15 protein-coding genes are annotated in these 25715 nt (G+C 40.3%); all 15 read right to left on the reverse strand.

Annotation, left to right across the window (positions count from 1 at the left end; genetic code table 11):
- Positions 1 to 132 precede the first annotated feature (132 nt).
- Positions 133 to 1128, reverse strand: a complete 996-nt coding sequence (locus BUA60_RS18060; RefSeq protein WP_072864182.1) for a family 43 glycosylhydrolase — start codon at positions 1126 to 1128, stop codon at positions 133 to 135.
- Positions 1129 to 1270: 142 nt separating this feature from the next.
- The gene (locus BUA60_RS18065; protein ID WP_072864185.1) at positions 1271 to 2824 is read right to left on the reverse strand and encodes a sulfatase family protein; all 1554 of its coding nucleotides are present in this window, start codon (positions 2822 to 2824) and stop codon (positions 1271 to 1273) included.
- Position 2825: 1 nt separating this feature from the next.
- On the reverse strand, positions 2826 to 4211 hold the full coding sequence (locus tag BUA60_RS18070) for a glycoside hydrolase family 28 protein (protein WP_072864186.1): 1386 nt from the start codon (positions 4209 to 4211) through the stop codon (positions 2826 to 2828).
- Between the two features lie 6 nt (positions 4212 to 4217).
- A complete protein-coding gene (locus BUA60_RS18075; protein ID WP_072864188.1) occupies positions 4218 to 5882 on the reverse strand; it encodes a sulfatase-like hydrolase/transferase in 1665 nt (554 codons plus the stop codon).
- Positions 5883 to 5893: 11 nt separating this feature from the next.
- Positions 5894 to 6646 carry a 3-keto-disaccharide hydrolase gene (locus BUA60_RS18080; RefSeq protein WP_178347028.1) on the reverse strand — a complete coding sequence of 251 codons (753 nt, stop codon included), beginning with the start codon at positions 6644 to 6646 and terminating at the stop codon, positions 5894 to 5896.
- A gap of 37 nt (positions 6647 to 6683) precedes the next feature.
- Positions 6684 to 8252, reverse strand: a complete 1569-nt coding sequence (locus BUA60_RS18085; RefSeq protein ID WP_245802587.1) for a sulfatase family protein — start codon at positions 8250 to 8252, stop codon at positions 6684 to 6686.
- A 235-nt stretch (positions 8253 to 8487) separates the two neighbouring features.
- Complete coding sequence (locus BUA60_RS18090) at positions 8488 to 12744, reverse strand: two-component regulator propeller domain-containing protein (RefSeq protein WP_072864196.1); 4257 nt, start codon at positions 12742 to 12744, stop codon at positions 8488 to 8490.
- A gap of 381 nt (positions 12745 to 13125) precedes the next feature.
- Positions 13126 to 15075 (reverse strand): cellulase N-terminal Ig-like domain-containing protein, encoded by a 1950-nt coding sequence (locus BUA60_RS18095; RefSeq protein ID WP_072864198.1) that lies wholly within the window; start codon positions 15073 to 15075, stop codon positions 13126 to 13128.
- A 21-nt stretch (positions 15076 to 15096) separates the two neighbouring features.
- Positions 15097 to 16587 carry a sulfatase family protein gene (locus tag BUA60_RS18100; protein ID WP_218587951.1) on the reverse strand — a complete coding sequence of 497 codons (1491 nt, stop codon included), beginning with the start codon at positions 16585 to 16587 and terminating at the stop codon, positions 15097 to 15099.
- Between the two features lie 30 nt (positions 16588 to 16617).
- A complete protein-coding gene (locus BUA60_RS18105) occupies positions 16618 to 18393 on the reverse strand; it encodes an arylsulfatase (RefSeq protein WP_072864407.1) in 1776 nt (591 codons plus the stop codon).
- Between the two features lie 54 nt (positions 18394 to 18447).
- Positions 18448 to 19746 carry a glycoside hydrolase family 117 protein gene (locus tag BUA60_RS18110; protein ID WP_072864201.1) on the reverse strand — a complete coding sequence of 433 codons (1299 nt, stop codon included), beginning with the start codon at positions 19744 to 19746 and terminating at the stop codon, positions 18448 to 18450.
- 31 nt (positions 19747 to 19777) lie between these two features.
- Positions 19778 to 21091 carry a glycoside hydrolase family 117 protein gene (locus tag BUA60_RS18115; RefSeq protein ID WP_143153227.1) on the reverse strand — a complete coding sequence of 438 codons (1314 nt, stop codon included), beginning with the start codon at positions 21089 to 21091 and terminating at the stop codon, positions 19778 to 19780.
- On the reverse strand, positions 21091 to 22845 hold the full coding sequence (locus tag BUA60_RS18120) for a glycoside hydrolase family 2 protein (protein ID WP_072864203.1): 1755 nt from the start codon (positions 22843 to 22845) through the stop codon (positions 21091 to 21093). Before BUA60_RS18120 ends, BUA60_RS18115 begins: the two co-directional genes overlap by 1 nt.
- A 6-nt stretch (positions 22846 to 22851) precedes the next feature.
- On the reverse strand, positions 22852 to 23970 hold the full coding sequence (locus BUA60_RS18125; RefSeq protein ID WP_072864204.1) for a glycoside hydrolase family protein: 1119 nt from the start codon (positions 23968 to 23970) through the stop codon (positions 22852 to 22854).
- A gap of 236 nt (positions 23971 to 24206) precedes the next feature.
- A complete protein-coding gene (locus BUA60_RS18130) occupies positions 24207 to 25649 on the reverse strand; it encodes a sulfatase family protein (RefSeq protein ID WP_072864411.1) in 1443 nt (480 codons plus the stop codon).
- Between the last annotated feature and the right edge of the window lie 66 nt (positions 25650 to 25715).

Below are 25715 nucleotides of genomic sequence, written 5' to 3' on the forward strand. Positions count from 1 at the left end.
ATAACAAGCCCACTTTTAAAATTAAGTGGGCTTGTTGATTACAGAAAGACAGACCATTAGGCCTTATATGTTGTTTTTAAAAAGAATAATCAGAATATATATTATGTATGATTTTTCAATTGGGCCTATATTTTATCTCTGCACTTCCCAATTCAACTTATCAATACTGACCCCTCTATATGGCCATTCCACACTGGAGATGTACCATTGACCATCCTCTCCCTGAAAGATTTCTGGGGCATGTGAATTTAGAACCGTAATTTCCTTCTCATCATCAATACCAAAATCGGATAAATCATCTGAATTATATACGTAAGCTTTATGGGTATATGCTCCTTGAATATCGGTACCATCCCAATCATCTACCCATGCACAGACAAATAGGTAAAAGGTGTTCTTGTAAAAAATCAATGAAGGCGATTCTGGGTCAAACTTATTGGTTTTAAGAATTGTTTTGGGTTTGCTCCAATGTATCAAGTCCTTGGATGTGACCATTCGGACACTTTTAATGGAACAGTAGGTTAAATAATAGGTTCCTTTGTATAGCAGTAAATTAGGGTCTCGGGCTCCATCCGGGTCGGAAAACAGTTCCCCTTTTGGCTCCCAATCATATAAATTGGATGACACTGCCAAGCGAATGGGACTATGGCCGTAGACCATCTGATATAGTCCGTCTTTTCTTATAATGTACGGTGCATGATTTGCAGGAATTTCACCTGGCCGATCCTTTGGGGCCAATATCTTTGGCAAATCATTGTAGTGGTGTTCTTTTACCGTTTCTTTAAAACTCGTTGATGTCGACACTGCATGAAAAGAGGCATATTCCCCCTCATGAATACCTTTGTTCAGCGGTTTGGTTTCTACTAGTGGATGGGTAATACCAAAAATATGCCACTTGCCGTCATCGGCCTTTACGAATGTATGGTCGTTGGGCACCCATTCATCATACCATTTGCCCTCTTTTAGGTTGGGAGTGTCAGGTCCAAAAAAGTAATCACCGTCAGGTTTATAGACCCTAATATATTCATTGGCCTGTTTGGGGATGTATTTTTTTTCCTGGGCTTTGGTAATATTACAATTTAATATTAAGAATAATATTCCCCCTAATAAGTAATTGTTTGTCTTCATAAGTCAATTCTTTATTTGGTTGCTGCTTTTATATTCAAAGTATCCCTTCATCACATTATACAAACCTTGGTAAAAAACTATTGAGTAATACATCCGCATTGGTTATCCTAAATCGGCATATTGTAAATGATTTTTTCGAATATTAATAAAACTCCCAAAACCCATATTTTTCGCCCTCAACATTCTTTTTGTCGTCTCCTAGCTCAATAGCCTTCTCTCTCATTTCCTTCCTCATAATCACTAGCTTTTCTGAAAATTCTGGAAAGAATGAAAGGTCATATACCTCCCAGGGGTCATTTTTTATGTTAAATAATTGAGTGACACGAGATCCCTTTATGGACTCGCCACTGTCTTTGTCGTAATTGTTGGCACGTACATATTCAATTAGCTTATAGTCTCCTTTTCTATAAGCTCTTTGAAATTGTTTATATGCATGGTAGGAATAATCCCGAACGCTCGTTTTTTCCTTGTTAATAATGGGCAACAGGCTTTTGCCAGTTACGGAACTAGGGACGTTAATTCCAATAAAATCGCAGATCGTTGGATAAATATCGAAATTGTAAACCAGGGCATCCCTCTCGCCACCTTTGTCTTTTATGAGATTACCTGCAAAAACAAAAGGAATATGAACTCCGTCTTCATCGTAAATATTTTGCTTTCCCATCAGCCCGTGATTGCCAACGGCCAAACCACTATCCCCGGCAAAAACTATCAAGGTATTGTCATAAGCACCACTTTCTTTCAAGGAAGCTATTACTTTACCTATCTGGTCATCTAAATGCGTAATGATGGCGTAATAATCCGATAATTGCTGTTTTGCTACTTCTGGCGTTCGGGGCCAAACAGCCAGTTCTTCATCCCTTAAAAACATATCACCGTTATCAAAAGGATGTTGTGCCATATACGATGGTGGTAGTACGATATCCTCACCGGGATACATGTCTTTGTATTTTAGGGGCGCCTGTCTTGGGTCATGCGGTGCATGAAATGCCAAATACATAAAAAAAGGATCTTTTTTTTTATAACCCTTAATAAATTGGGCAGCACTTTCCGCAAATATTTCAGAAGAATGCGGACCATTTCTTTCCGTACCAAAAGGTCCTCTTTTTTCATCTTTGGTCACCGGTCTACGTATTACTTTTCTGTTGTCATCATAAACCAATAAATAACCGTCTTCAGCTCTGTAGTCACCGTCCTTTTTCCAGTCCCACATGGGCATACGAAAGTGGTCTACAAGGTAAACTCCCCTAGACATAAGTCTGTCTCCCGCATCGAAAGAGCGTGCCAAAGAGGCATTATCCTGATGCCATTTTCCAACTATGTGCGTTTGATAATTATTGGACTGTAATGCTTCTCCTATGGTTTTGTGTTCTGTTGGAATAATGTTCCCCTGCCCTTGAAGCTCAAATACATTCCGACCGGTTAACAACATAGCTCTACTGGGTACACAGGTTGCCCCAGAGAAGGCTCCCATTAAATAACCATTGGTAAAAGATATGCCATCGGCAATTAAAGCATCAATATTTGGAGTTTTTACTTGCATACCGCCCAGGGCATGAACACCCGAATACCTATGATCATCGGTATAAATCACCAAAATATTGGGTTTTTCAGATTGTCTCTTTTGTGCGTTTAGGGGTGTTAGTAGTAATACTCCGAACAACCATATTACATACTTAAACAATTGTTTTTTCATTTTATCTTATGGTAATTTGTTCTGAAGAAATTAGTTTTTTATTTAAGCGTACCTGATTAATTTCGGCGTGTTTTACATCGTGCAACACCACAGGATTTCGCAGATCGGTATCCACAACCGTTAGGTTAAAGTTGTCAACGACAAGTCCGTCTAGGTGACGTGCAAAGATTCCCGACGCTTGCAAGGTGCCTACTAAGCTAAATTCCGGCCACCAACCCTTTAAAATTTCCTGGGTATATTCATTTACTTCAGTCTTCTCGGCATCTTCCATACCTGCTCCACCTGAAACGGTGAACTGTACATCTTTAATTACCACATCCTCAATATAATTTCCGGGAAAACCCGTTAAGAAGAATGCTGAATTTTTATCGAGTTGGGAATTGTCCACTACTATATTGCTAAAGGTAAAATCGTGCATTCTTTTTAAGGGCTCAAGTTCATGTTCTGGAGTATCCACATTGGCCCTTTGTGGGGCGAAGGTCATAAAAACAGGCCTTGGTACATTTTCCATTACCAGATTGGAAAAAACCATATTCTTCATTTCCCCACCTTCGCCTTGTTGAATTTTTAATCCGGAATCCTGAATATCCTTAAAGGTGCAATTGGTGACTGCTATCGATTCAATATTACCTCTGGATAATAATCCTATCCGCATACCGCCCCATTTGGTGCTGAAATGGCAGTTGCTTATAGTAATGTTTTTACAAGGTCTGTCCGGTCGTGATGCCTGCAAGCATATACTATCATCACTATTGTCAAAATTGCTATTAACTACCCTTACGTTGGTACATCCGTCAAAATCGAGTCCATCGCCATTATTGTTTACTCTGCTTATAATGTTGATCCCATTTACGCTTATATTATCACAATATAACCAAGCAGATGTCCAGGCAGCGGGATTGATCAAGGTAATATCATTTAAATGAATGTCTCTACAATTTAAAAAGCGTATCAACATAGGCCTACCTTTGTCGAAATTCTCCCGATGTCCGTTACCATCTATTGTACCATAGCCTTCAATGGCAACGGATCTGGCATCCTTTGCAAAAATGAGGCAGCGATCCATATGGGGTTCGTTTTTGTACATGTTTTTATGGGTGTCCGTGGTGTAGTCATCGTAATTAGCACTTCCTAATAATACTGCCCCATTTTCAATATGTAAAGTCACAAAATCTTTGAGATAAATAGTACCGATTAATACCTTTTTACCAGAGGGTATCAGGACCTTCCCACCACCATTTAGGGTGCAGGCATCTATTGCGGCCTGCACGGCTTTGGTGTCCAGGGTTATCCCATCTGCTTCGGCGCCATAATCGAGGACATTAAAGTCCTTTGCTACCAACTGATAATGAAAGCAAATAAGAATAATAATAAACAATTTTCCCATAATAAATTATTTGGGTTCAATTACTAGCCCACGCTCAGATTCGCTGTCGGCAGTATAACGAAGTACCAATTGAGGGTCTTCCCCCCTTGCCTTTTGTATTTCCATTCCCCATACGGTTCTCATCTTTTCGAGCACTTTGGCATGGACATCAATCATGGCTAAATTGGTAGTTTCGTCTGGGTCGTTTTTTAGATCGAAAAGCTCTTCATAAACAGCTTGCTCTCCCCTTATTGGCCCTTCTATAAAATCTCGATATACGGCAATGTCCGGGTCGTGCACCTTATAGAGCATGCTGTTGATATCTATTCCCATTGTTTTCGCCGTGGCTATCTTTTTACGTGCCGACAAATTTTCATTTTTGTAATATCTTATGTATTTCCATTCCATATCCTGTACTGCTTCACATCTGGGGTTACCAAATTGAGTTGACCATAAATTTTCGGTATATAGAAAGGGACGCACTGCGGTTTCCGTTCCTGAAAGGATTCCGGTTAAATTCTTACCCTGGTAACTTTCTGGAATGGATACACTGGCCATGCTCATCATTGTTGGTGCTATATCTATGCTCTGAACTAAGGCGTCGGAAGTTTTTCCACGATTGGATTTTTTGGATTTTGGATTAAAAATGATCATGGGTACATGGGTAGTGACCTCATAGCAAAATGCTTTTCCTCCAAGGCCGAATTGCCCCATAAAAAGACCATGATCGGAGGTAAATACAATTACCGTATTACTCTCCAATTTTTCTTTTTTCAAAGTTTCCCTTAGCTCACCTATCAAACGGTCGATCCCTGTCATAGCCTCCATTTGTCTAATATACCGTTCACGGAGCCCTTCAGGCGTATCTACATAATTATAACCTTCCTGTCTGTCCTCGGCTTTGTGTATTGCCCTTGGGAGCTTAGCAGTTTTAATATCTTTCCTAGCGAGGTAGTTTTTGGGCAGGGGTATATTCTTATCGCGATACAAGGTTTTGTAGATTTCATCATCCGAATCCCGCATTTGCATAGATCCAGTTCCGGCTCCATGTGGAAGATTAAAACATACCGAGAGCATAAACGGTTTGTCGGAAGGGCGTTGATCAATGAATTTCACCACACCTTGCAGTTTTTGTTCGTTCGATAGAAAATCTTGAATGCCTTCTCCTACAACTTCTACCTGGGTATCTAATTTTGCGTCCTTAAAAATTTTATGGCGGTCTTTAGGATAGAAACCCAAGTGTCCATGGCCTGCATACCAATAGTCAAAACTTTTTTCCATAACGCCGCTGTCATAACCACCTTCACCAACGGGTACATGGTTCTTGCCAATCCATCCCGTAAAGTAACCGTTGTTCCTCATCACCATGGGATATGTGTTTTTCCACCCCTCCTCTGAGATACTAGTGCCCGAATTAAAATTTATACCGTGTTTTCGTTCAAATTGGCTGGTGAGTATACTTGCCCTACTGGGCGTGCAAATGGCACTGGTAATATGGGCATTGGTAAAGAGAACCCCTTCCTTGGCCAACTTATCCAAATTAGGGGTCTGTACAATATCATTTCCAGTACAACCCATCATACCGTATTGCTGGTCATCCGTAAGGATGAATATAAAATTAGGCTGTTCTTGAGCAGCACTAATAGGAATTATGGCCAGATAAATTATAAGATTTAAGATTAAATATTTCATAGTATTGCCATCTAATTATTTATGAGTATTTCTTGCAACCTAATATTTCTATAGGTTATTTCAGAACCCTCTGCTTGCAAGGCAATATTTCCTTTGGTCAACGGATTTCCATCGGAATCCAAAAGATCTTTAATTTCGTTTACCAAGTGACCGTTTTCATAAAATTTTGCTCCTTCAGCTCCCCTTACTTCAACCCGTATTTTATTCCAACCTTCGAGTTCGTAATTGGCATATTTATCTCCTTCCAAAAAGTGGGGTTTAATTCCGGAGTCAATTAATTTTTCAGAGCCAACTTTATTAATCCAGGTTACTTGATGGCCTTTTATCACCCATAAATCCCCAGTATCACCTTCCTGTATCTGACATTCCAAACAAGTAGGCCATACAACATTTTCTCCCTTTATATGAAAAATTATTCCCGCATCACGCTTGGCTTCCAATCGGGGTTCAAATTTTCTTTCACCCCACTTATATTCCAATTCAAGATTATAAGAGCTGTATTTCTTGGTAGCGGTAATGGTTCCGAAAGGAGCTTTTTGTCCTTTCCAATCGTAAAGCACTTCAATGCTGTTTTTCTTTACCTCGAATAATTTTTGACCATCTGGAATATCCGTGGGGGCAGTTATATAGGTTTTTCCCATTTCGCCCTTGGGAAATGGGTTTACCCATGGTGCATCATCCTCGGGAATGTTCTGTAGCTGGGCCATACCCAAAAATGGGATCACAAAAAATAAGGTCGCAAAATATAAGCAAGTGGTTCTCATCTTCCTTAGTTTGATCAAAAGGATAGGGTTGATTCTTTTAATCATTCCAATGCGCGTCGATTACTTTTTGAATGTGCGGATAGTTGACATCGGTCTCGTTTAAATCTTCCCTTTGTTTAATTAACTGTTGCTTTAAATCGGCAATGACATCTTTATATGCACTTTCCCCGTAGGCATTGTTCATTTCCTTAGGGTCTTTTTTAAGGTCATAAAACTCCCAGGCCGGAGGGGTGTGATTGGCAAAATCATTTCCCCAACTATCCTTGTTCCAAGTAGCCGTAGGGTCATCGGTATCCACCCAATATTTCCCATAGAAAAATATCAATTTATAATCCTTTGTCCTAATACCAAAATGGGCCGGGTTTTGGTGGCGGTGTGCCATATGCATCCAATAGCGGTAGTAGGTAGATTTTTGCCAATTATCTGGTTCCTTACCCGTTTCCAAAATGGTTTTAAAACTATGCCCTTGCATGTAATCGGGGGTCTTCCCACCTGCCATTTCAATTAATGTTGGTGCAAAATCAGTATTGTTGATAATGGCATCGGTACGCAATCCTCCTTGGATCGCTTTGGGATATCTTACAAAAAATGGCATCCTCATAGATTCTTCATACATCCATCTTTTGTCTATATAATCATGCTCGCCCAACATAAATCCTTGATCCCCGGTATAGACAATAATGGTATTTTCCAACAATCCTTCCTGCTCCAAATAATCCAATAGCCGCTTTACATTATCATCCACGCCCTTTACACATCGCAGGTATTTCTTCAAATAATCTTGGTAGACTTTGCTGGTGTATTCTTTTTCGTCACCTGTCATTTCCCACTTTACATATTCCGATGGGGCAATGTCCCCGGCATTTCTATATTTTTTATAGACTGTGGTATCGTTCCAATATATATTGTTGGCCTGATGACGTATTAGATTCCTGTGTGAAACAGAGGACCCAATGATCCTAGTAAGGGAATCGTTCTTACCTCTGGTAGCCACTGAACCGTTGTTACCGTTGTCATAAAGGCTCTCCGGCTCAGGAATAAAGGTATCCGCCAAATAGTCTTCATATCTTGGTGCATATTCAAAATCATCATGGGGAGCCTTAAAATGGTGCATTAGGAAAAACGGTTTGTTGGGATCCCTTTCGTTTTTTAAATAATCCAAGGTGATATCCATGATGTTGTCCGAAGAATGACCTTTGGTCTGAACCACATTTTGGGGCCATGATTTTTCTCCTCTTACAAGAAATTCAGGATCAAAATAATTTCCCTGTCCTGGCAAAACCTTATAATAATCAAAAGCTGCAGGCTCATCGTGCAAGTGCCATTTACCCACAATGGCCGTTTGATACCCCAATTTCTTCATCTCCTTGGGCAGATACTGTTTTTCCAGTCCAATAACTCCCTCTAGATCCAAAACTCCGTTGGCCTGTGAATTCTGTCCCGAAATAATTGCCGCTCTGCTGGGCGTACAAATCGCATTATTTACAAAGCAATTGTCAAATATTATTCCCTCTTTGGCAATCTTGTCCAGGTTTGGTGTCGGATCTAACTGTGCCAGCCTACTTCCATAAATACCGAAGCCTTGGGTAGTATGGTCATCTGACATAATGAATATGATATTGGGTTTTGTAATTTCCTGTTTTGCGGTCTTGTCCCCACACGAGAAAAGTGACAAAGCAACTAATACAATTAATAAGGCGGTTGGAGTATTCGGTTTTTTCAAAATAATAATTTTTGGTTCGAGTTATAAAATTAACGGATTTTAAGCTTGTGTAAATTCACATATGTTTTAATTAATACCACATATGGTTCTTAGTATTACTTATTGTAATGAATCTTTCTTATTTTGACTGCAAGCTTTGTTGATCCAAATATTCACTTGGAATAACCCCAAACTGCTTTTTAAAACATTTGGAAAAGTAGGAAGCTGTATTAAAACCGGTCATATACATAATCTCCTTTACGGACATATCGCTCTTTTCCAATAGTTGCACCGCTCTTTTTAAACGAATGTTACGAATAAATTCGCTGGAGGATAAACCTGTGAGCTCCTTAAATTTAAGATACAGGTTACTTCTGCTGATTCCCATTTCCTTGACCAACATTTCCACACTGAAATCTGTGTTCATCATATGTTTTTCCACAGTGTCTATTGCCAATTGCAGAAAGGTCTCATCAGCAGAAGTTACTGTAACATCTGTGGGATTAAGGGTGATATCCCTATTGAATCTTTTTCTCAGCTCTTCCCTGGTCTTAATTATATTCGTTAATTTGAGACGTAAGGAATCTATGGAAAAAGGTTTGGAAATATAGTCGTCCGCCCCTTTAATAAGTCCTTCTATCTCACTTTCTTCCGACGATTTGGCGGTTAGCATCACAATTGGAATATGACTTGTTTCTTTTTTTGATTTTAATATTCCACATAACTCAATTCCGTCCATTACGGGCATAATGACATCTGTTAATATTATATTTGGAATTAATTTATTGGCCACTTGTAAGCCCACTTCTCCGTTTTCAGCTTCATAAACGGTGTAGCTATCACCCAAGGTCTGTTTAATAAAAGCCCTAATGTCGGCATTATCATCTACTACCAATAGGACGGGCAATTTTGATCTGGATTTAGATATATTGGAATCTTCCATTTCATCATTTATGCCAATAGCAAAATATTCTGCCTCCGTTGAGCGCATAGAATAATCGCTATCATTTACTTCTTTACAAGTTATTTCCAGATTGTTTTCATAGGCCACTTTTTCAATGGGTAGGCGTACTATAAAATTAGCCCCTTTATTGGGTTCACTAATAATATCTATTTTTCCTTGGTGTAGCTCAACAAGACTTTTGGTAAAAGAAAGTCCAATTCCTGCGCCTTCCGGGTTAAGTTTTTTATCATCTTTTTCAACATAAAACCTCTTGAAAATACTGTCCATCCTGTCTGGTGTAATACCAATACCGGAATCTTGGACCTGAATTATTAGGGCACCAAGATTAAGTGGTTGCGCTTTTAGAATACCATAGGTATCCAATTCACGTTCTTCGGAAATTTTTATACTTATAGTCCCATTTTCCGGGGTAAATTTAAAAGCGTTGGACAGTAAATTGTTTAGAATTTTTTCCAAGGCGTCTTGATCAAACCAAGACATAATCTTGTCTTGTTCGGAAATTATCTTAAAATCTATGGATTGTTTTCGTGCCAAAAACTGAAAGGGCTCAGCGACCACTTTTACAAAATCCAATACATTACCATGTCTTACTACTAAATGCATTTTGCCCTGATTGATTTTTCTAAAATCCAACAATTGGTTTATTAAACGCATTAGGTAGTTTGTATTTTTATACATTAACCCATATTGCTCCAAAACAATCTTCTTCTCCAGCTTTTCTACGTTTTTTTGCAGATATTCCAAAGGACCTTTAATCAAGGTTAATGGAGTTTTAAACTCATGGGAAATATTTGTAAAAAATTCCAACTTTATCCGTTGTAGCTCTTCAGCTTTTTCTTTCTCCAAATACTCCAATTCCAATTGATGTTTCTTAGTGGTACTTATAAATGTATACCTCCAAAAAAGCCATAACATTCCTAGAAATAAAAGGGTATATAAAACATAGGCCGAATTGGTTCTCCACCATGGTGGAATTACCCTAATACGTACTTCTGAGGGTGATGAATCCCATATTCCGTCATTGTTGGAAGCCTTGACCTTCAAAGTGTACCATCCAGGCTCAATATTGGTGTAGGTGGCAAATCGTTTTTCAGAAGAAGTTTGTATCCAACCCTTATCAAAACCTTCCAGCATATAGGCAAATACATTCTTTTCAGGAGCAGCATAATGTATGGACGCAAATTCAAAAGAAAAATTATTTTCTCCGTATTTCAAATGTAATTCCTTTGTTTCCTCTATACTTTTGTTTAAAATGACCCTTCCGTTAATTTCTTCATCGATCTTAACCGGCTTATTGGAGATTGAAAAATTGGTGATTACGGTCTCCGCTTCAAAACTATTTTCGGTAATTTTTTCAGGATAAAAGGTATTGAAACCATTTATACCTCCGAAAAGCATTTCTCCATCCTTTCTTTTAAGAGCGGCCAATTCCTGGAATTCGTTGTTTTGGAGCCCATCATTGACATCATAATTCTTAAATGTGACTTCTTTTGGATTAAATTTGGATAGGCCTTGGTTGGTGGACAGCCACAAATATCCCATATTATCCTCCAATATTCCTTTGATTACATTATTGGGAAGTCCGTCCGTTTCAGTATAGGAAATAAAACTATCAAGCCCATTGCCGTCGGACTGAACTAATTTGTTGAGTCCACCCCCAAAAGTCCCTACCCATAAATCACCGGCTGTACTTTCTCTAATCGCCAAAATATAATTATGACTAATAGACCCCGGATTTTTTGGGTCGTTCTTATATACTGTGAAATTAGGTTGTTTTTTACCTTTTTGATCTAAAGATAGTTTGCCTAGGCCATCACCAGTACCGAACCATATATTTCCATGACTATCCTCATAGATGTTTCTGACAATATTACTTGGCAGGGAAGAGGGATTGGAGGGACTATTTATAAAAACATCCTTAGTGTATTGTTTTGAATCTTTATTTGGTACCCAACGTTGAACTCCGCCGCCATATGTACCGATCCAAATATTGTTCTGGGAATCCGTCAGTAGTGAAAAAACACTTGTATCCACATCCTCTGCCTTAATAATATTTTCCTCCTTAATTCTATTGGGATTTGTTATATCCAAAATGTATAATCCGTGTTCATTTTCGGCACCGACAAATAAAATCTTGCGGTCATTATGAAATGCCTCGGTCAGCGCAAAAGTCCTTTGGATATTATCAAAGACACGGAAATTATTGTAGGTTCCGTCATCATACTCTTTTTTGAGCATATTTAACCCACCACCTTCGGTCCCGATCCACAGCGCACCATTACTATCCTCATACATGGATCTGATTTTGTCATAACTAAGACTGTTGGGATCCAAGGACTTTCGAACATGACGAAACTGCTTTCTTTCAGGGTCATATTTATTTACCCCTCCCCCATTGGTGCCTATCCAGATAATTCCGGTCTTATCTAAAAAAAGGGATTTTACGATATTTTTACTAAGCGAAAATTTATTTCGGGAGTCGTATTTAAAATGATTTTCCAATATAGGAACATTGTCCTTATTGGTGTTTTTAAAATATAAAAGGCCCTCATTGGTCCCGAACCAAATGTGATTATTATTGTCCACTAGAAGTTTATTGAAATCCCCTTCGTGAAATTTTTGAATTTTAGTGGAATCGGGTCCCGCCATTTGTACATATACACCATTGCCCGTACCGATCAATAATCTCCCAAAATTGTCCGATCCAATACATTCTACCCTGGTCTTTGGTAATCCAATGGCTTCGTTAACTGATTGAAGGTATTGATCACCATTTTTATCCCTTGATATTTTAAATAATCCTTGGGCGGTGCCTGTCCAAATATGACCTTTATCGTCTTCGTATAATGAATTTATTGAATTGGCTCTTGAAAATATTTCATTGGAGTTTATTTCCGGGTAGAAATGCTCAAAAACAGCGCTGTCCTTCATTTTCTTCAAATCCAACATATTGAGACCTTTACTAGTGCCCACCCACAATCGATTCTTGCTATCCAATAAAACCTTGATGACATGGTCACTACTTAAGCTCCCCTTGTTATTTTCATCGTGTTGAAATCTGATAAATTTTTCGGTAGACCTGTTAAAATAATTTAGTCCTTTTCCAGTAGTTCCAATCCATAGATTATCGTCTTGGTCACCAACTATATCGAAAATTAAATTGCTGCTGATACTCTCCGGCTGATTTATTTGAGGCTTATAAATGGTGAAATCATATCCGTCATATTTGTTAAGTCCATCGTGGGTAGCAAACCACATAAATCCTTTTTTATCCTGATATATGGCATTGATATCACTTTGGGAAAGTCCATTATCCGTGGTGATATGTTCAAAATTAATCATATCCTGACTGGCCCCAATTATTGGACCTAAAAGAAATACAACTCCCCAAAAACGCTTATACCAAATATTGGCATCTAACTTAAAGCTCATACAAGTAAACTACGATTTCTTTAGCGGATTCTTAGAATATTCTTGCGATTTATTTGTTCAAATCCATTCCAATTGGTCCAATCTATAGGTTATGGTTCAATATTTCAAAATTAGTACAAATAACCATTTTGTTGTATAACAAATGGTTTTGAGCCTATACCATATGATTGTTTATGTCCTACACACATAGCGTTTAAAGGCCTTGCCCTTTCACTTAGCAAAAATATACTTACAAGTAGGTTATTCCCCTTTCTTTAAACTTTCACGAGAATTAAAAACTGCCCTTATTAGGTTCTTTAGTGTCCCCTTTCCTCCATGAACGAAAAACATAGAAAACACAACCTAATCCCAAGAATACTTTACCCTATGAACTAAATTGTTTCAGTTAACCAATTTTAATTTAAGTGATTTCTCGAAGCCTAAATAGCCATAGGATACTACCAAATTTGAGGTATTGATGCTTTTAGGAATTTTGAATTTTGCTGTAAAGATTCCTGAATTGACTGCGGTTTCGATTACCGCTATTTTCTGTAATTCTCCCTCATATTGGACCAATATCCAACCTTTATCCACCGCATTCCAATCTTTATTGAGGGCTGCTTTTAATTCGATTACAATGGTTTGAGCCGGCCTTACATTTTCTATTTCAACTTTGTAATCTTCATCAAAAACTTTAAGCTGGTGACTCCCCAAGGTGGCAAAGGTAAGTGTTGCTTGCCATCCACGGTTTGAAATACCCCAGCCTTCTGTGGCATAGGCATTTTTACCAAAAACTCGACCATCATTTTTACCCTCGATAACCTCGACCTTTTCAGCAATCGGAAACTGGGCATCCAATGGAGACCCGTCCAGGGTTCCCCTTACCTTGCCCAACTCACCATAACCATGGGGATGGGATTGTGGCCAACCATATTCTACACCCTTCCAAAAACCATCGATTTGAAGCCTATCTTCACTTTTGTTACTTAAATGGGTCCCAACGGGATTGACCCCAAAAACAAAATCGGTCTGTGCTCTTCCAATAGCCCTTAACTCAGGGTCCTTCAAAACATGGGCGACAGCGAACATGGAGCCTCCTAAAGCTGGTGCCCCACCTAATTCCTTAGTTTTAGGATGGGCCCATTCCGTTTCGCTATGCTGGCGGTATTTCCAAAAATTGCTGGTCTTTTGTTTCATATGAAGTGCCCAAGCCGCTAATTTATCCTTAGTGCCATCCGGAGCCTTATCAGGTGCGAGCATTAAAAAATAAGCTAGGGCTTGGGGAGTAATATGCTCAGCATTTCGGATCCACCACATATGACGTGGATTGTTAAAATCCCAATTGGCAATAATATCGGAAGCTCCAGATTGTGCCCAATGTAAAAATTTCTCCGGAGAACCATTCTTTTCATTTTTTTCGCACCAGTACATAAACAGATTACGAAAAACCGATTGGCCATAAGCATTTCCCATTTCATTGAATTCTTGAAAGCCTTGATCTACCCATTTCGTACTATAGGTCCAAAACCGCACCACTTTATGGCGATCGTATTTTTCCCAATTGTCCAAACAGACCTTCCTATATTTTTGGTAAGTTTCCTCAGCGAGATAGGGTTTTAAAAAGGAGTGGTAGGCCGCACACACCGCTGCCAATTGGTCCAATGTGTTCCAATAATCGTACGTCATTCGCTCTTGTCCCTGATACCCTAAAGTACCGTGCCTCTTTTTTACTGGACCGTTATAATCAACATATTTATAGGCAAACTCTGCATGCCAAAGAATCAAATCAATAAGGTCCGCTAATTTTTTATCGCCCAATTCTGTTTTCCAATTATCATACAATGCTGGATTGCTGGCATATTGTAATATTTCAAAAACAGTCTCTAGTCCGTATGCACCTCCATCACGTGTGGGGCCACCACCATATACTTCACTCATTTGGTAATTCTCCAAATCCGAAAACCCTCTAGCATCCACAAAAAAATCATAGGCCAATTTAGAAGAAGACGTTTCCAATAAATGATCGGCTATCCAAAAGGGAACAGATACTCCATGACCTTCAACTTTAATAATAAACTCATGGCTATTGGAAATAGGATCAAATTCTGTAAACCATCCCTCATTGTTCAGCATTTCGCCTTCATAGAGCGTTTTTGAGGTTTTGTTGTCAATAATTTGAAAAGGTACTCCATCTTCAGAGCCGTAACAGACAAAACGTTTGGATTCCCCCAAATTGTAACCTAATTGATTTACAAAGGGCTTATACAAGACCTTGTTGTTTGCGTTTTCTTGGCTTACCAATGGGCAAACAACTAAACTGAATATAAAAATTGCAAGGACCAGTATTTTCATTCTTGAATATTTAAATAATAATTATTTTGTAACTCCATATTTAGCCCTAAGTCCTATCAACTCCGTCTTCATTTCAGAAATTGATTTGGCATAGTCAGTCGAAGCGTATATATTGTTCATTTCGGAGGGATCGGATTTAATATCGTAGAATTCCCATTCCTCCCCATTGGGAACATCCTGCCCATAAAAACGAATAAGCTTATATCGCTTATTGGCCACCCCTTCATGTTTTCGCACCGAATGCGCACCGGGATATTCATAATAGTGATAGTATAGAGATTTACGCCAGTTATCAGGTGTTTCTGCTTTTAACAAAGGAACTATGCTTTTGCCTTGCATATCTTCAGGAATAGGTGCTCCGGCTAGATCAAGAAAGGTTTCGGCTAAATCTATGTTTTGAACTAGATCGGTATTCACGCTTCCAGGTTTTACAGTTTTCGGCCATTTTACGATAAGGGGCGTTCGGAATGATTCTTCGTACATAAAGCGCTTATCGAACCAGCCATGTTCGCCCATATAAAAACCTTGATCTGAGGAGTAAATCACAATTGTATTTTCATCGATTCCCTGCTCTTTAAGCGACTTCATTATTTCACCCACACTCTCATCGACCGACCAAATACAGCGTAAATAGTCTTTCATATAAGTCTGATATTTCCACTTGGTCAGTTCTTCCCCTTTCATATTTTCCTTAGCGATTTTTTCATACCGTGATTTAAACCTCGGGTCATTGGCATACAAATCGCCAGAAGCTTTTAAGTCCCTTTCCAAATTCATGCTCGTGGCTATATCCATTTCTTGTTTGTGCGCGGCCGTTGTTCGTGTGGCGTAGTCATCTAAAAAGTTTTCGGGCTCGGGAATTTCAACATCCTCGTATTTGCCCATATGGCGCTCTGCCGGATCCCAGTTGCGATGCGGTGCTTTGTGGTGTACCATCATCATAAATGGCTTGTCTTGTTCGCGTTCGTTTTCAAGCCAGTTTAAAGCGCGATCGGTGATGACATCTGTTACGTATTCGCCCTTGTAATTTGTATCGCCTTCTTCCGTGATAAAATCAGGATTATAGTACTTCCCTTGGCCAGGTAATACCTCCCAATAATCGAACCCTTGCATTTTTCCCGGCAAATGAATCTTCCCGATCATGGCCGTTTGATAACCATTTTTCTGAAGTATCTTCTGAAATTGTTGTTGGTCGTGGTCGAAGACTGATTTTTTAGTATTGTCCACCTTCTTGTGCATGTGACTCATTTTGCCAGTTAAGAGTGTGGCCCTACTTGGTGCACAAATGGAGTTCTCTACATAGGCCTTGTCAAACCGCATACCCTCCGCGGCCAATCTGTCGATATTTGGGGTAGGGTCGAGACTTTCTAATCTGCCCCCGTAAGCCCCAATAGTTTGGTAGGAGTGGTCATCGGAGAAAATCCAAACAATGTTGGGTTTCTTTTGTTGGGCCAAGACCAGTAACGGTAGCAAGTAGGCCAATAGGGCTATTATTTTTCTAAATGTCATCATTGTTATCTTTTTTGTAGTCCATAATTTCCATTACCTTTCTCCCAAGAAAGTTACGTAAGAATAGTATACCCCATATTTTTCATTCCCTTCGATAAAATCGTTCACGAGAAAAGTTTTTCCTTTTTCCAGATATACTTCAAAATTCACCTCTTCATCCGCGGCGTTGATTTCTCTTTCAAGAATTTGATTGGCTACTTGAATTCTAATTTTCTCCGGGGAAATCGATTTATAGGTAAACCAATTTTTGGGATTTTTTTTAGGAATACCTAGTATTGGTCCAGGATTTTCTTCTGGCCACCTTCTACAGGATATCTTATATCGACCTTCCCTTTCAATTTGAATGGGATGGATGTTGTTCTGGTTTTTATTTCCTTCTGCTACTTGTTCACTTTTCCAAATTGGCAAATCATCACCGATGGCATGTTGAATGGTAAGTTTAATTTTCTCTTGATCGGGGTTGCCTACGATTGCCAATGGGAATTCGGTATACGTATGGTTCTTTTTTGTTTCCTTTAAGAATTCTGCATTTTTGGCTAATAAGGCCTTTACGATTTCCGGATGTCGGTCGGCTAGGTTGGTTAGCTGCATTTGGTCTTTTTCGATGTCGTACAATTCATTACCATTAACCAAACGCCATTTGTCTTTTATTAAACAGGTTTCCACGACGTCAAGAGGTGGTCTCCAATCTTGACGGCTATGAACAAATAAGGTCCTTTCTCCTAATTTGCCCCCCTTTTTTAAAAGCAAAGGCGAGAAATCAAGCCCGTCGAGTTTGGTGTTCATGGGAATAGAAATATCACATAATCCTGCAAGGGTAGGAATCAAATCTACATGCGCAGTAGTTTCTTGAATATCCCAACCACCGCTTACTTTTCCGTCTTTCCAACGGATAAAGAATGGCACCCGATGTCCCCCTTCCGTTTCATCGCCCTTACGTCCCCTAAAACCCATATTATACCCTAGGTTCCTATGACTATCAAACCCGGCCGTGGCCCCGTTGTCGGTCATGAAAATCAAAATGGTATTATCTGCCAACCTTGCCTTCTTTAAGAATTTTTCAAGCTTCCCGAAATTTTCATCGATGTTGGCAATCATTCCAAAGAACTCGGCATTTGGTATTTCGGTTCCTACGAAAGGTTTATACGGGTCGGCGTATTTTTCATCCACATAATGTGGACTATGGGGTGCGTTGGTGGCTAAGTATACAAAGAAAGGTTCTTTGGTGCTTTCAATAAATTTCATGGCTTCATAAAACCAAATATCCGTACAGTAACCTTCAAACTGTTCGGGTTCATTGTTCACGAAATAAGTGTCGTCAAAATAGTTATTCCCCCAGTAATCGGAAAGTTCACCTACCCCTCCTGCTTTATGGTGAACAGCAACATCAAAACCTAGATCCGTAGGTCGGGCAGGATAATTATCCCCCAAATGCCATTTACCGAACATGCCCGTTTTATAACCATTATCGCGAAATATTTCAGCCATAGTCGTTGCATTCCCAGAGAGGGCATCGCGACCTTTATAGGTCGCCCATGCCCCATTATTAATAGGATATTGACCGGTCATTATTGCGCCACGTGTAGGTGTGCAGACAGGGCTCACATGAAAATCCGTCATACGAACGGCTTCTGTATAGAATTTATCGATGTTGGGCGTTTTTAACCATGGGTTGCCATGGCAGCCTAAATCGCCAATACCTTGATCATCGGTTAAAACAAGTATTACATTGGGTTTTGAATTTTGGGAAGCTCCAAGATAAAAAAACAGTAAAAAAACATAACTGAAGAATTTGTTACTTTTTTTCATGGCCATATCAGGAATCTTTAATACTACTTTTTAGATTTTAAAATAATTCTTCAATCATCGTCCCTCAGGATTGTAATTCTCGTTAGGCGCCTGGGCAAAGTATACCTCCGGTTTGTGCCATACTCCGGTTTTTTTATAGGATGGTTCATCAAAATCGAGGCTCAGGTCACAGTCAAATCGGGCCATGATGGAATAACCCTTTTTTGCCGTTCCGGCATTGGTAAAATGGCAAAGCCCCCAGGTCACTCCCCGACCGTTACCCGAATCGGTAAAGGCATCGGCTACAAAAGGTGCCGCCGCGGTTGGAGTTAGCGAAACTACTGAAGCAATTTCAAAATTGACACCATCCTTGGCATATTGCATCGTCTCGCGTTCATTGCCATCTTTAATGGCAAGTGTTGCAACACCTTCCTTAAATGGGAAATAGGTTGTTTCATGACCAGAGGCCAAAACGGGGTTGAGCGGGTGTTTTTCAAAAGGGCCAAGAGGGTCTTCGGCAATGGCCAGCCCATGGCCTACGGCGTATTTATCGCGTATGTCGGGCCATTTGTTATAGGCCGCTTTATAGTATAGGTAAATTTTTCCGTTATAGACGATTGGGTGAGGGTCATGGGTCGCATCTTGGTCCCATTCCCCTTTTTTCCCGAATGGGATTACGGCATCGCCACCATGCGTCCATGGACCGTTTGGTGAGTCTGCATATGAGACCGAGACAGGGCACCAATCACCGCGTAGCCCACTAGGCTCTGTAAAGGCTTGATAGTACAGGTAGTATTTCCCCTTCCAAATCAATATATCGGGTGTGGCGACCGAACGCCATCCGGCTTTGGGTTTTTCTGGCCGTGCCACGGCTACACCTTCCTCTTTCCATGTAGTTCCGTCTTCACTGGTGGCATACCAAATATCACATAGGTCCCAATCGGTCGACGGTATTTCCTCTGTAGCTTCCTTTGCCCTGTCCCAACCAATTGGGGGAACTTTGGTATCCCTTTTGGTATAGTAAATATAGTATTTGCCATCAACCAAAATTGGCCTTGAGGGATCTCGACGAGAAATCGTACCGTCGCCGCCATGATAATCGAAACCTTTGAGACGCGTATACTTAAACTGCGAAAAAAGCTCGTTATCCTGTACGCGCGGGGCAGGATAACTGAACATACGCTCCGTAGCGGCGCTCATGGGGAAATCCGGTTTTTCGGTCGGCATTTTGTGCGGAAATATTTTGGCTTCGACAGTTTCTACATCTTGCTTCGGTTCCGTTTTCGAGTCCGTCTTTAATTCAGAACAGGCAATCAATGCGCCTATTATGATAAAACTGAATGATAATTGTTTAAGCGGCGATTTAAATTCCATGGGTTATACTTTTAAAGATGAAAATTCCGGTTTATTTCTTTTGAAGAAGTTGCTTGTTGGCTTCTTCTATTCTATCCCTTTGGGCTTCACTCAAACCCCAACGATAATAGTCCTCCGGCGGCCAAAGGTTATTATGCTCTTTCATTTTGGGATCATGAACATCCAAGCTTAGGTCGCAGTCAAAACGGGCCAGTTCAGAGTACATTTTGCCATTTGTTCCACGAACATTTCTAAAATGGGAGATGCCCCATGTTATTCCGCGACCATTTTCGTTGTCCTCAAAGGCGTCAGGTATGTAGGCATTTGGACCTATGGGCATCATTTCGGTAATGGCGACCACTTTAAAATTCACCCAGTCTTCGGCATACTGAATAGTGAAATGTTCCGGCCCGTCCCTGATCACCAATGAAGCTACACCTCCCTTAAAAGGAAAAAAGCAGATTTCGTGACCCGAGTTCTGAACGGGATTTAAAGCATGTCTTTTAAATGGTCCCATCGGATTTTCTGCAATGGCCAGGCCAATACCGCTCCATACCGTACCGGGTCGGTTAAAGGCAGATTTATAGTACATATATATCTTGCCGTTATGTACAAGTGGGGTAGGATCTTGAACTGCGAATTGATCCCATGCGCCTTTGTTTCCTGTGGGTAACACTTCTTTATTTACGACCGTCCACGGACCTTCAGGTGAATCTGAATACGCCATGCCAATAGGACAATAATCACCTTTTAATCCGCTTACCTCAACAAAGGCCTGATAATACAGATAGTACTTTCCTTTGAATTTCAATATATCAGGGGTCGCTACGGCCCGCCATCCCGGCTGCGGTTTCTCGGGCCTTTTCACGGCTACTCCTTTTTCTTCCCAAGTAAAACCGTCGGTACTAGTGGCGTACCAAATTTCTGCTAGATCCCAATCTGTAGATGGAATTTCTTCCGTAGCCTCAGCTGCACGGTTGGCACCTATTGGCGGTACTCCAGTATCGCGTTTGGTGTACCACACATAGTATTTTCCGTTTTCGAATATGATTTTCGAAGGGTCGCGGCGTGAAATGGTAGCATCTTTTGCCCCATAATCGAAACCCCGCAACTGGGTATACTTGAATTGGGAATAAAGCTCGTTTTCCGCATTCAACGGCGATGGGTGATTATCGAATACGCGACGCATGGCTTCGCTCATTTCCCTGTTTTTTGTGCTATCGGTTAGATTATATGGAAAATCTTCCTGTTGCCCCTTCACCTGATTTGCGCTTAAAAAACCTAGGGTTAAAACACACAGAAAAACTTTTAGTCGCTTTTGGATTTGTGGCGGTTTGAGCATTGAGGTCATCTTATCTATTTTCATTACTGATTCAACTTTGGTGTAGGCGTCATGTGCCATTCATCATAAACTTTCTTAAGTTGGAAATAGGCTTCTTTTTTATTTCTTTTTTCATCTACAATACCCCATTCCCTGAAACCTGATGCAGGTGTACCTTTGTAGTTACTTCTATAATCATTATAGCTCCAAAGCGATATCCCGGTTAACCATGGAAATTCTTTTAATTCTTTGAGATACCCTACTAATTCATCCGTCAGTTTACCTGCTGGAGCTGGTCCAATTTGCCCCGTTCCTATTTCCGATATGAAAATTGGCTTTCCTGGGAATTTTTCATGTGTTTTTTGTGCTAGTAATGGAGCGTTTCCATAACTGTTCATCGATATAAAATCTACTTTCTCATAAGGTTCACTTCCTATTTCTCCTTTTCTATATGAGGTGATTGTTACATAGGTTTTTAGACGGGTAGTGTCTAGTTCGTTCACGTAATCCAACATAGAATTGACATAGCCATATTGATTGGCTGTAAGTGCCTTTTCTTCCCACGGGCCTTCCGGATCGCGTAGTTCGTTGCCCACACTCCAGCCTACGACACTAGGATGGTTAAAGTCGCGTTCTACCATTTCCTTGAGCCATTGCTTGGTTAGTGGATTATCTGGGAAGGATTGTGGGTCATCGTCTCCCCATACGGGTATTTCTTCTACGATTAAAAATCCGATGCTGTCACAAAGTTTCAGTAAGTTTTCTGAGAGCGGGGCATGCATAAGTCGAGCGAAATTACAGCCCAATGCCTTAATATCGAACATATCGGACCCAATCAAATGGTCGGGTTCCGTATTGCCATAATCAGGATGATCATGAACCCTATTAACGCCGTTCATTCGCACAGGTTCATTGTTGAGATAAAATTGTTCACCACGTACTTCGAATTTTCGTATGCCGAATTTGTCCGTGGTCATATCGGCCAATTTTTCGCCAACTATAAGCTGGCTAGTCAGCTGATATAGGTTCGGGTCGTTGAAATGCCATAATTTGAAATCTGAAAGTTTACGTTCAAATTTCAACGTAGATATGGCAGTAGCATTCTTATCTATTTTGATCTTTAAGGAATCTAGGTGAACGTTTTCAATTTGGGGAACTATATGGGCCGTTAAAGAGGTATTACCTTTGTTCTCGACCTTATACTTAATAATAAAATTGATGCTTCCTTTGTCGAAATCCGGCTCGGAAGTAATATGTTGGTACACTATGCGGATGTTCTCGTCCGCTAACAGGGCAACGTTTCGACTGATACCGCCCCAAGCCCACCAAGCTCCCCTTTTATAGGTGTTGTCGGCCATGACCACTACGGAATTGGGCCTACCTATTTGCGCATCTTCGGTAATGTCAAATTCAAAAGGCAGGTAACCTCCTACATGTTCCCCCAAAAGATTTCCGTTGAGCCAAACCTTCGAAGTTTCATAAACGGCATCAAATTTTATACGGATGTGTTTCCCGACCCAATTGTCCGGCACATTAAAGGTCTTCTGATAATATCCCTTTCCCACAAATTCGGAATACTTTTTTCGGGTGTCCCAATTTCCTGGTACCGTAATCGTATCCCACGCCGAATAACTGCCGGAAAGAATTTCATTTTCATCCACCTCATTGGAAGCCAAAAACTGCCAAGTGCCGTTTAAGGATACATTTTGGGCATACTCCCCGTAAGCGACCGTCCGATCACTTTTACATGAGACTAGCATCATCGCTAACAGTAAAGTCAAAAATGTTGTCTTGATCATTGCTCTTTAATTATATTTGGTAATCTTTAAGGGTATCTGCAAATTGAACGAATCGCGAGCCCCATTGGCATCAAGGGTATCTGCTGCACATAAGAGCGTAATAGGTTCTCCGTTCTCAATAAAGACTTGGGGTCGCTCCAAATGCACAAACTGTTGTTTGCGTCCATTTTCCCATTCAACGAAACGTTTGGAGATTTCAAAGTTCTTGGCTTTGTTCCAATGAATACCATCCTCAGAATCGTAGTGCACCAACGAAAATTCCCTGATATTACCTTCGTGCTTTATCCGCTTTACAATCGCCCTGAATTTACCGTCTTGATACCAGATGTATGGGTCTTCGGCAGGAAAGCGTTCGCCTTCAAATGTAAAAACAGGTTCAGGATATTTCTCAAAAGGACCGGTAGGAGAATCTGCAATGGCTACCATATGAACCACCGGGCCACCTCCAGGCAATGGGTCTTTTTTGCCTACCGCCTTATATACCATCAATATTTTTCCATCGGGCATTTGGCATACCGATGGGTTTGAGGTCATTAAGGCATCATAAGCATCTTCATTGGGAGAAATATCAAGGACAGGCTTGTCAAAACGTTTCCATGGGCCATTGGGAGAATCTGCTACGGCCACCCCGATACGTTGGTTGTTTCTGTGTACCCAATTGATTTTAGGTTTACCAGGAACACTTACAACTTTTTTATCTCCTGTATTACCCATATAGTACAAATAGTATTTCCCGTTAAACTTATGCACAGTAGGATTATGGGTTGTAGAACCATCCCAATATTCAGCACCACGATCTGGTAAGGCATCGTCCTTGGGTTGGAAAGGACCAAATGGAGACTCTGAAACCGCGTGGGAGATTACGGAGTAATTTACCCACTCCCATCCGAGTTTTTTTGGCCAACGGGAATAAAACATATGGTATAGCCCGTCTTCGCCTTTGACCAATGACCCACCCCAAATACTAAGGGTATCATTTCTAAAAACTGATTTCGGGGAAACTTTGCCAAAATCTATTTTATAATCGGGTGCCGTTACGGCCTTTGCTATTACTGCTTTTTCCTCTTTACAGGAAATTAATAATGCCGCAATTATTAGAATCGGAATGATTTTTTTTAATCTCATCTTGTAGTTTAATGGTTTGTATCAGAATTATCTACGACATTATTTACGAGTTCTTCGCGAATGTTTATATAAATTGATGTTTCGTTATAAATGGTATGAAATTTCCAATCCCCGCTTAGCATAAATTGATCTTCCCCATGGGTGTCGATCTCCATTTCTTGGGTGGAGCAGCATCCTATCACTATTAGTAAAGCTCTGGATATGAAAAGTCATAAATGCATTGGAATAATATCTTTTTAGTAATCCTTTTTTACAAATGGATGTTTCTCTTTTGATTTTGGTTCACGAAACACCCATGGTTTCCATGTTTCGTAGCGCACTTTCCATTCGTCTAAGGTTCTGGTCGGGTATTTCGATGACAATCCGCCTTCCCTAAAATCTTGTGAGACCCCTTTATCATTGATCTGTTCCCGCCAATTGTACAATTCTGCCAATAACTTGTCCTTTATATCGCCATAATGGAGATCAGAGGCAAGGTTGTTCAATTCATAGGGGTCTTTTTCGATGTCATATAACTCGAACTCAGGTTTATTGGGCGCAAAAAATTTTGCCTGATCCTTATTGAGCTTGTCTTCCATAAACATTACGTTCATCTCGGCCAACATAGGGTACATGTCCTCCTTATATCCACTGTATTGCAGCCAAGCACGTTCTGGCATTAAATTATGGATCAATTTGTATTTTTTGGAGCGAATGGTCCTCATGGCGTCATGTGTCCCCCCCATCCGATCTCTTGCAGCAAAGATGTACTCCCTATTTTTTGAGGCTTCTTCAAAGAGGTTTTTCCCCTGTAATGGATGTTTGGGTTTCGCGCCGGCAACCTCTAAAATGGTAGCGGTTATGTCTATGGTCTGTACCATATCCTCATTCACCTGATTTGGAGCCACTTTGCCAGGCCATTTAATGATGAGCGGAACTTGTAAACCGGGGTCATATAAGAACTGCTTGCCCCTAATATGGCAGCGTCCGTTATCTCCAATTAAGAATACCAACGTATTCTCTGAGAGCCCTTCTTTTTCCAATCGTTTTAAAATATCACCTATTTCCCTATCACAAATTTGCATTTGTTCCAAGCCATTGGCCCAATCGCGTCTAGCGAATGGCGTATCTACATAGTAGGGAGGCAACTCAACCTTGGCGGGGTCAATCGGGTTTTTGGGGTCCCTGTTCCATTGTCTATGGGTTCCACCCAAAGTGATTTGGGCAAAAAACGGCTGTCCCTTTTCGCGTTCTTTCCAATCCTTGCCCATAAATCCAAGGTCATCGCTAAAATTGGCGTCGGTCTTATTGTAAATCATTAAAGAAGTATGATACCCTGCTTCTTTTAAAAGTAAGGGCATAGGCTTTATGCCATACGGCAAAGGCTTTTTATCTTCTTTTGCCGTTCTGTGCTGTTCGGCCCCTATATAATTTTGATGAAAACCTGTGATCATTGCGGATCGAGATGTAGAACAGACCGGGGAAGTACAAAACGCATTGGTATAGCGTATTCCTTCAGATGCCAATTGATCCGTAACAGGGGTCTCAATTCCCTTGGTTCCGTAACACCCCAAGTCGAGCCCCCAATCCTCGAGCATAATCCAAACAATGTTGGGGCGTTTTTCCACTACTATTTGGGCATGAGAGCTTCCAAGATAAAAAATCAATAGTATAGTGCTTAGTACTTTTAGAGTTTTCATAGAGGTAAAAAATGATTTATTTAATTTATTGATAGATCCCTTAAGGTTAAATGATTTTGTTTCAAT

Source organism: Arenibacter palladensis, assembly GCF_900129275.1.
Lineage (GTDB): Bacteria > Bacteroidota > Bacteroidia > Flavobacteriales > Flavobacteriaceae > Arenibacter > Arenibacter palladensis.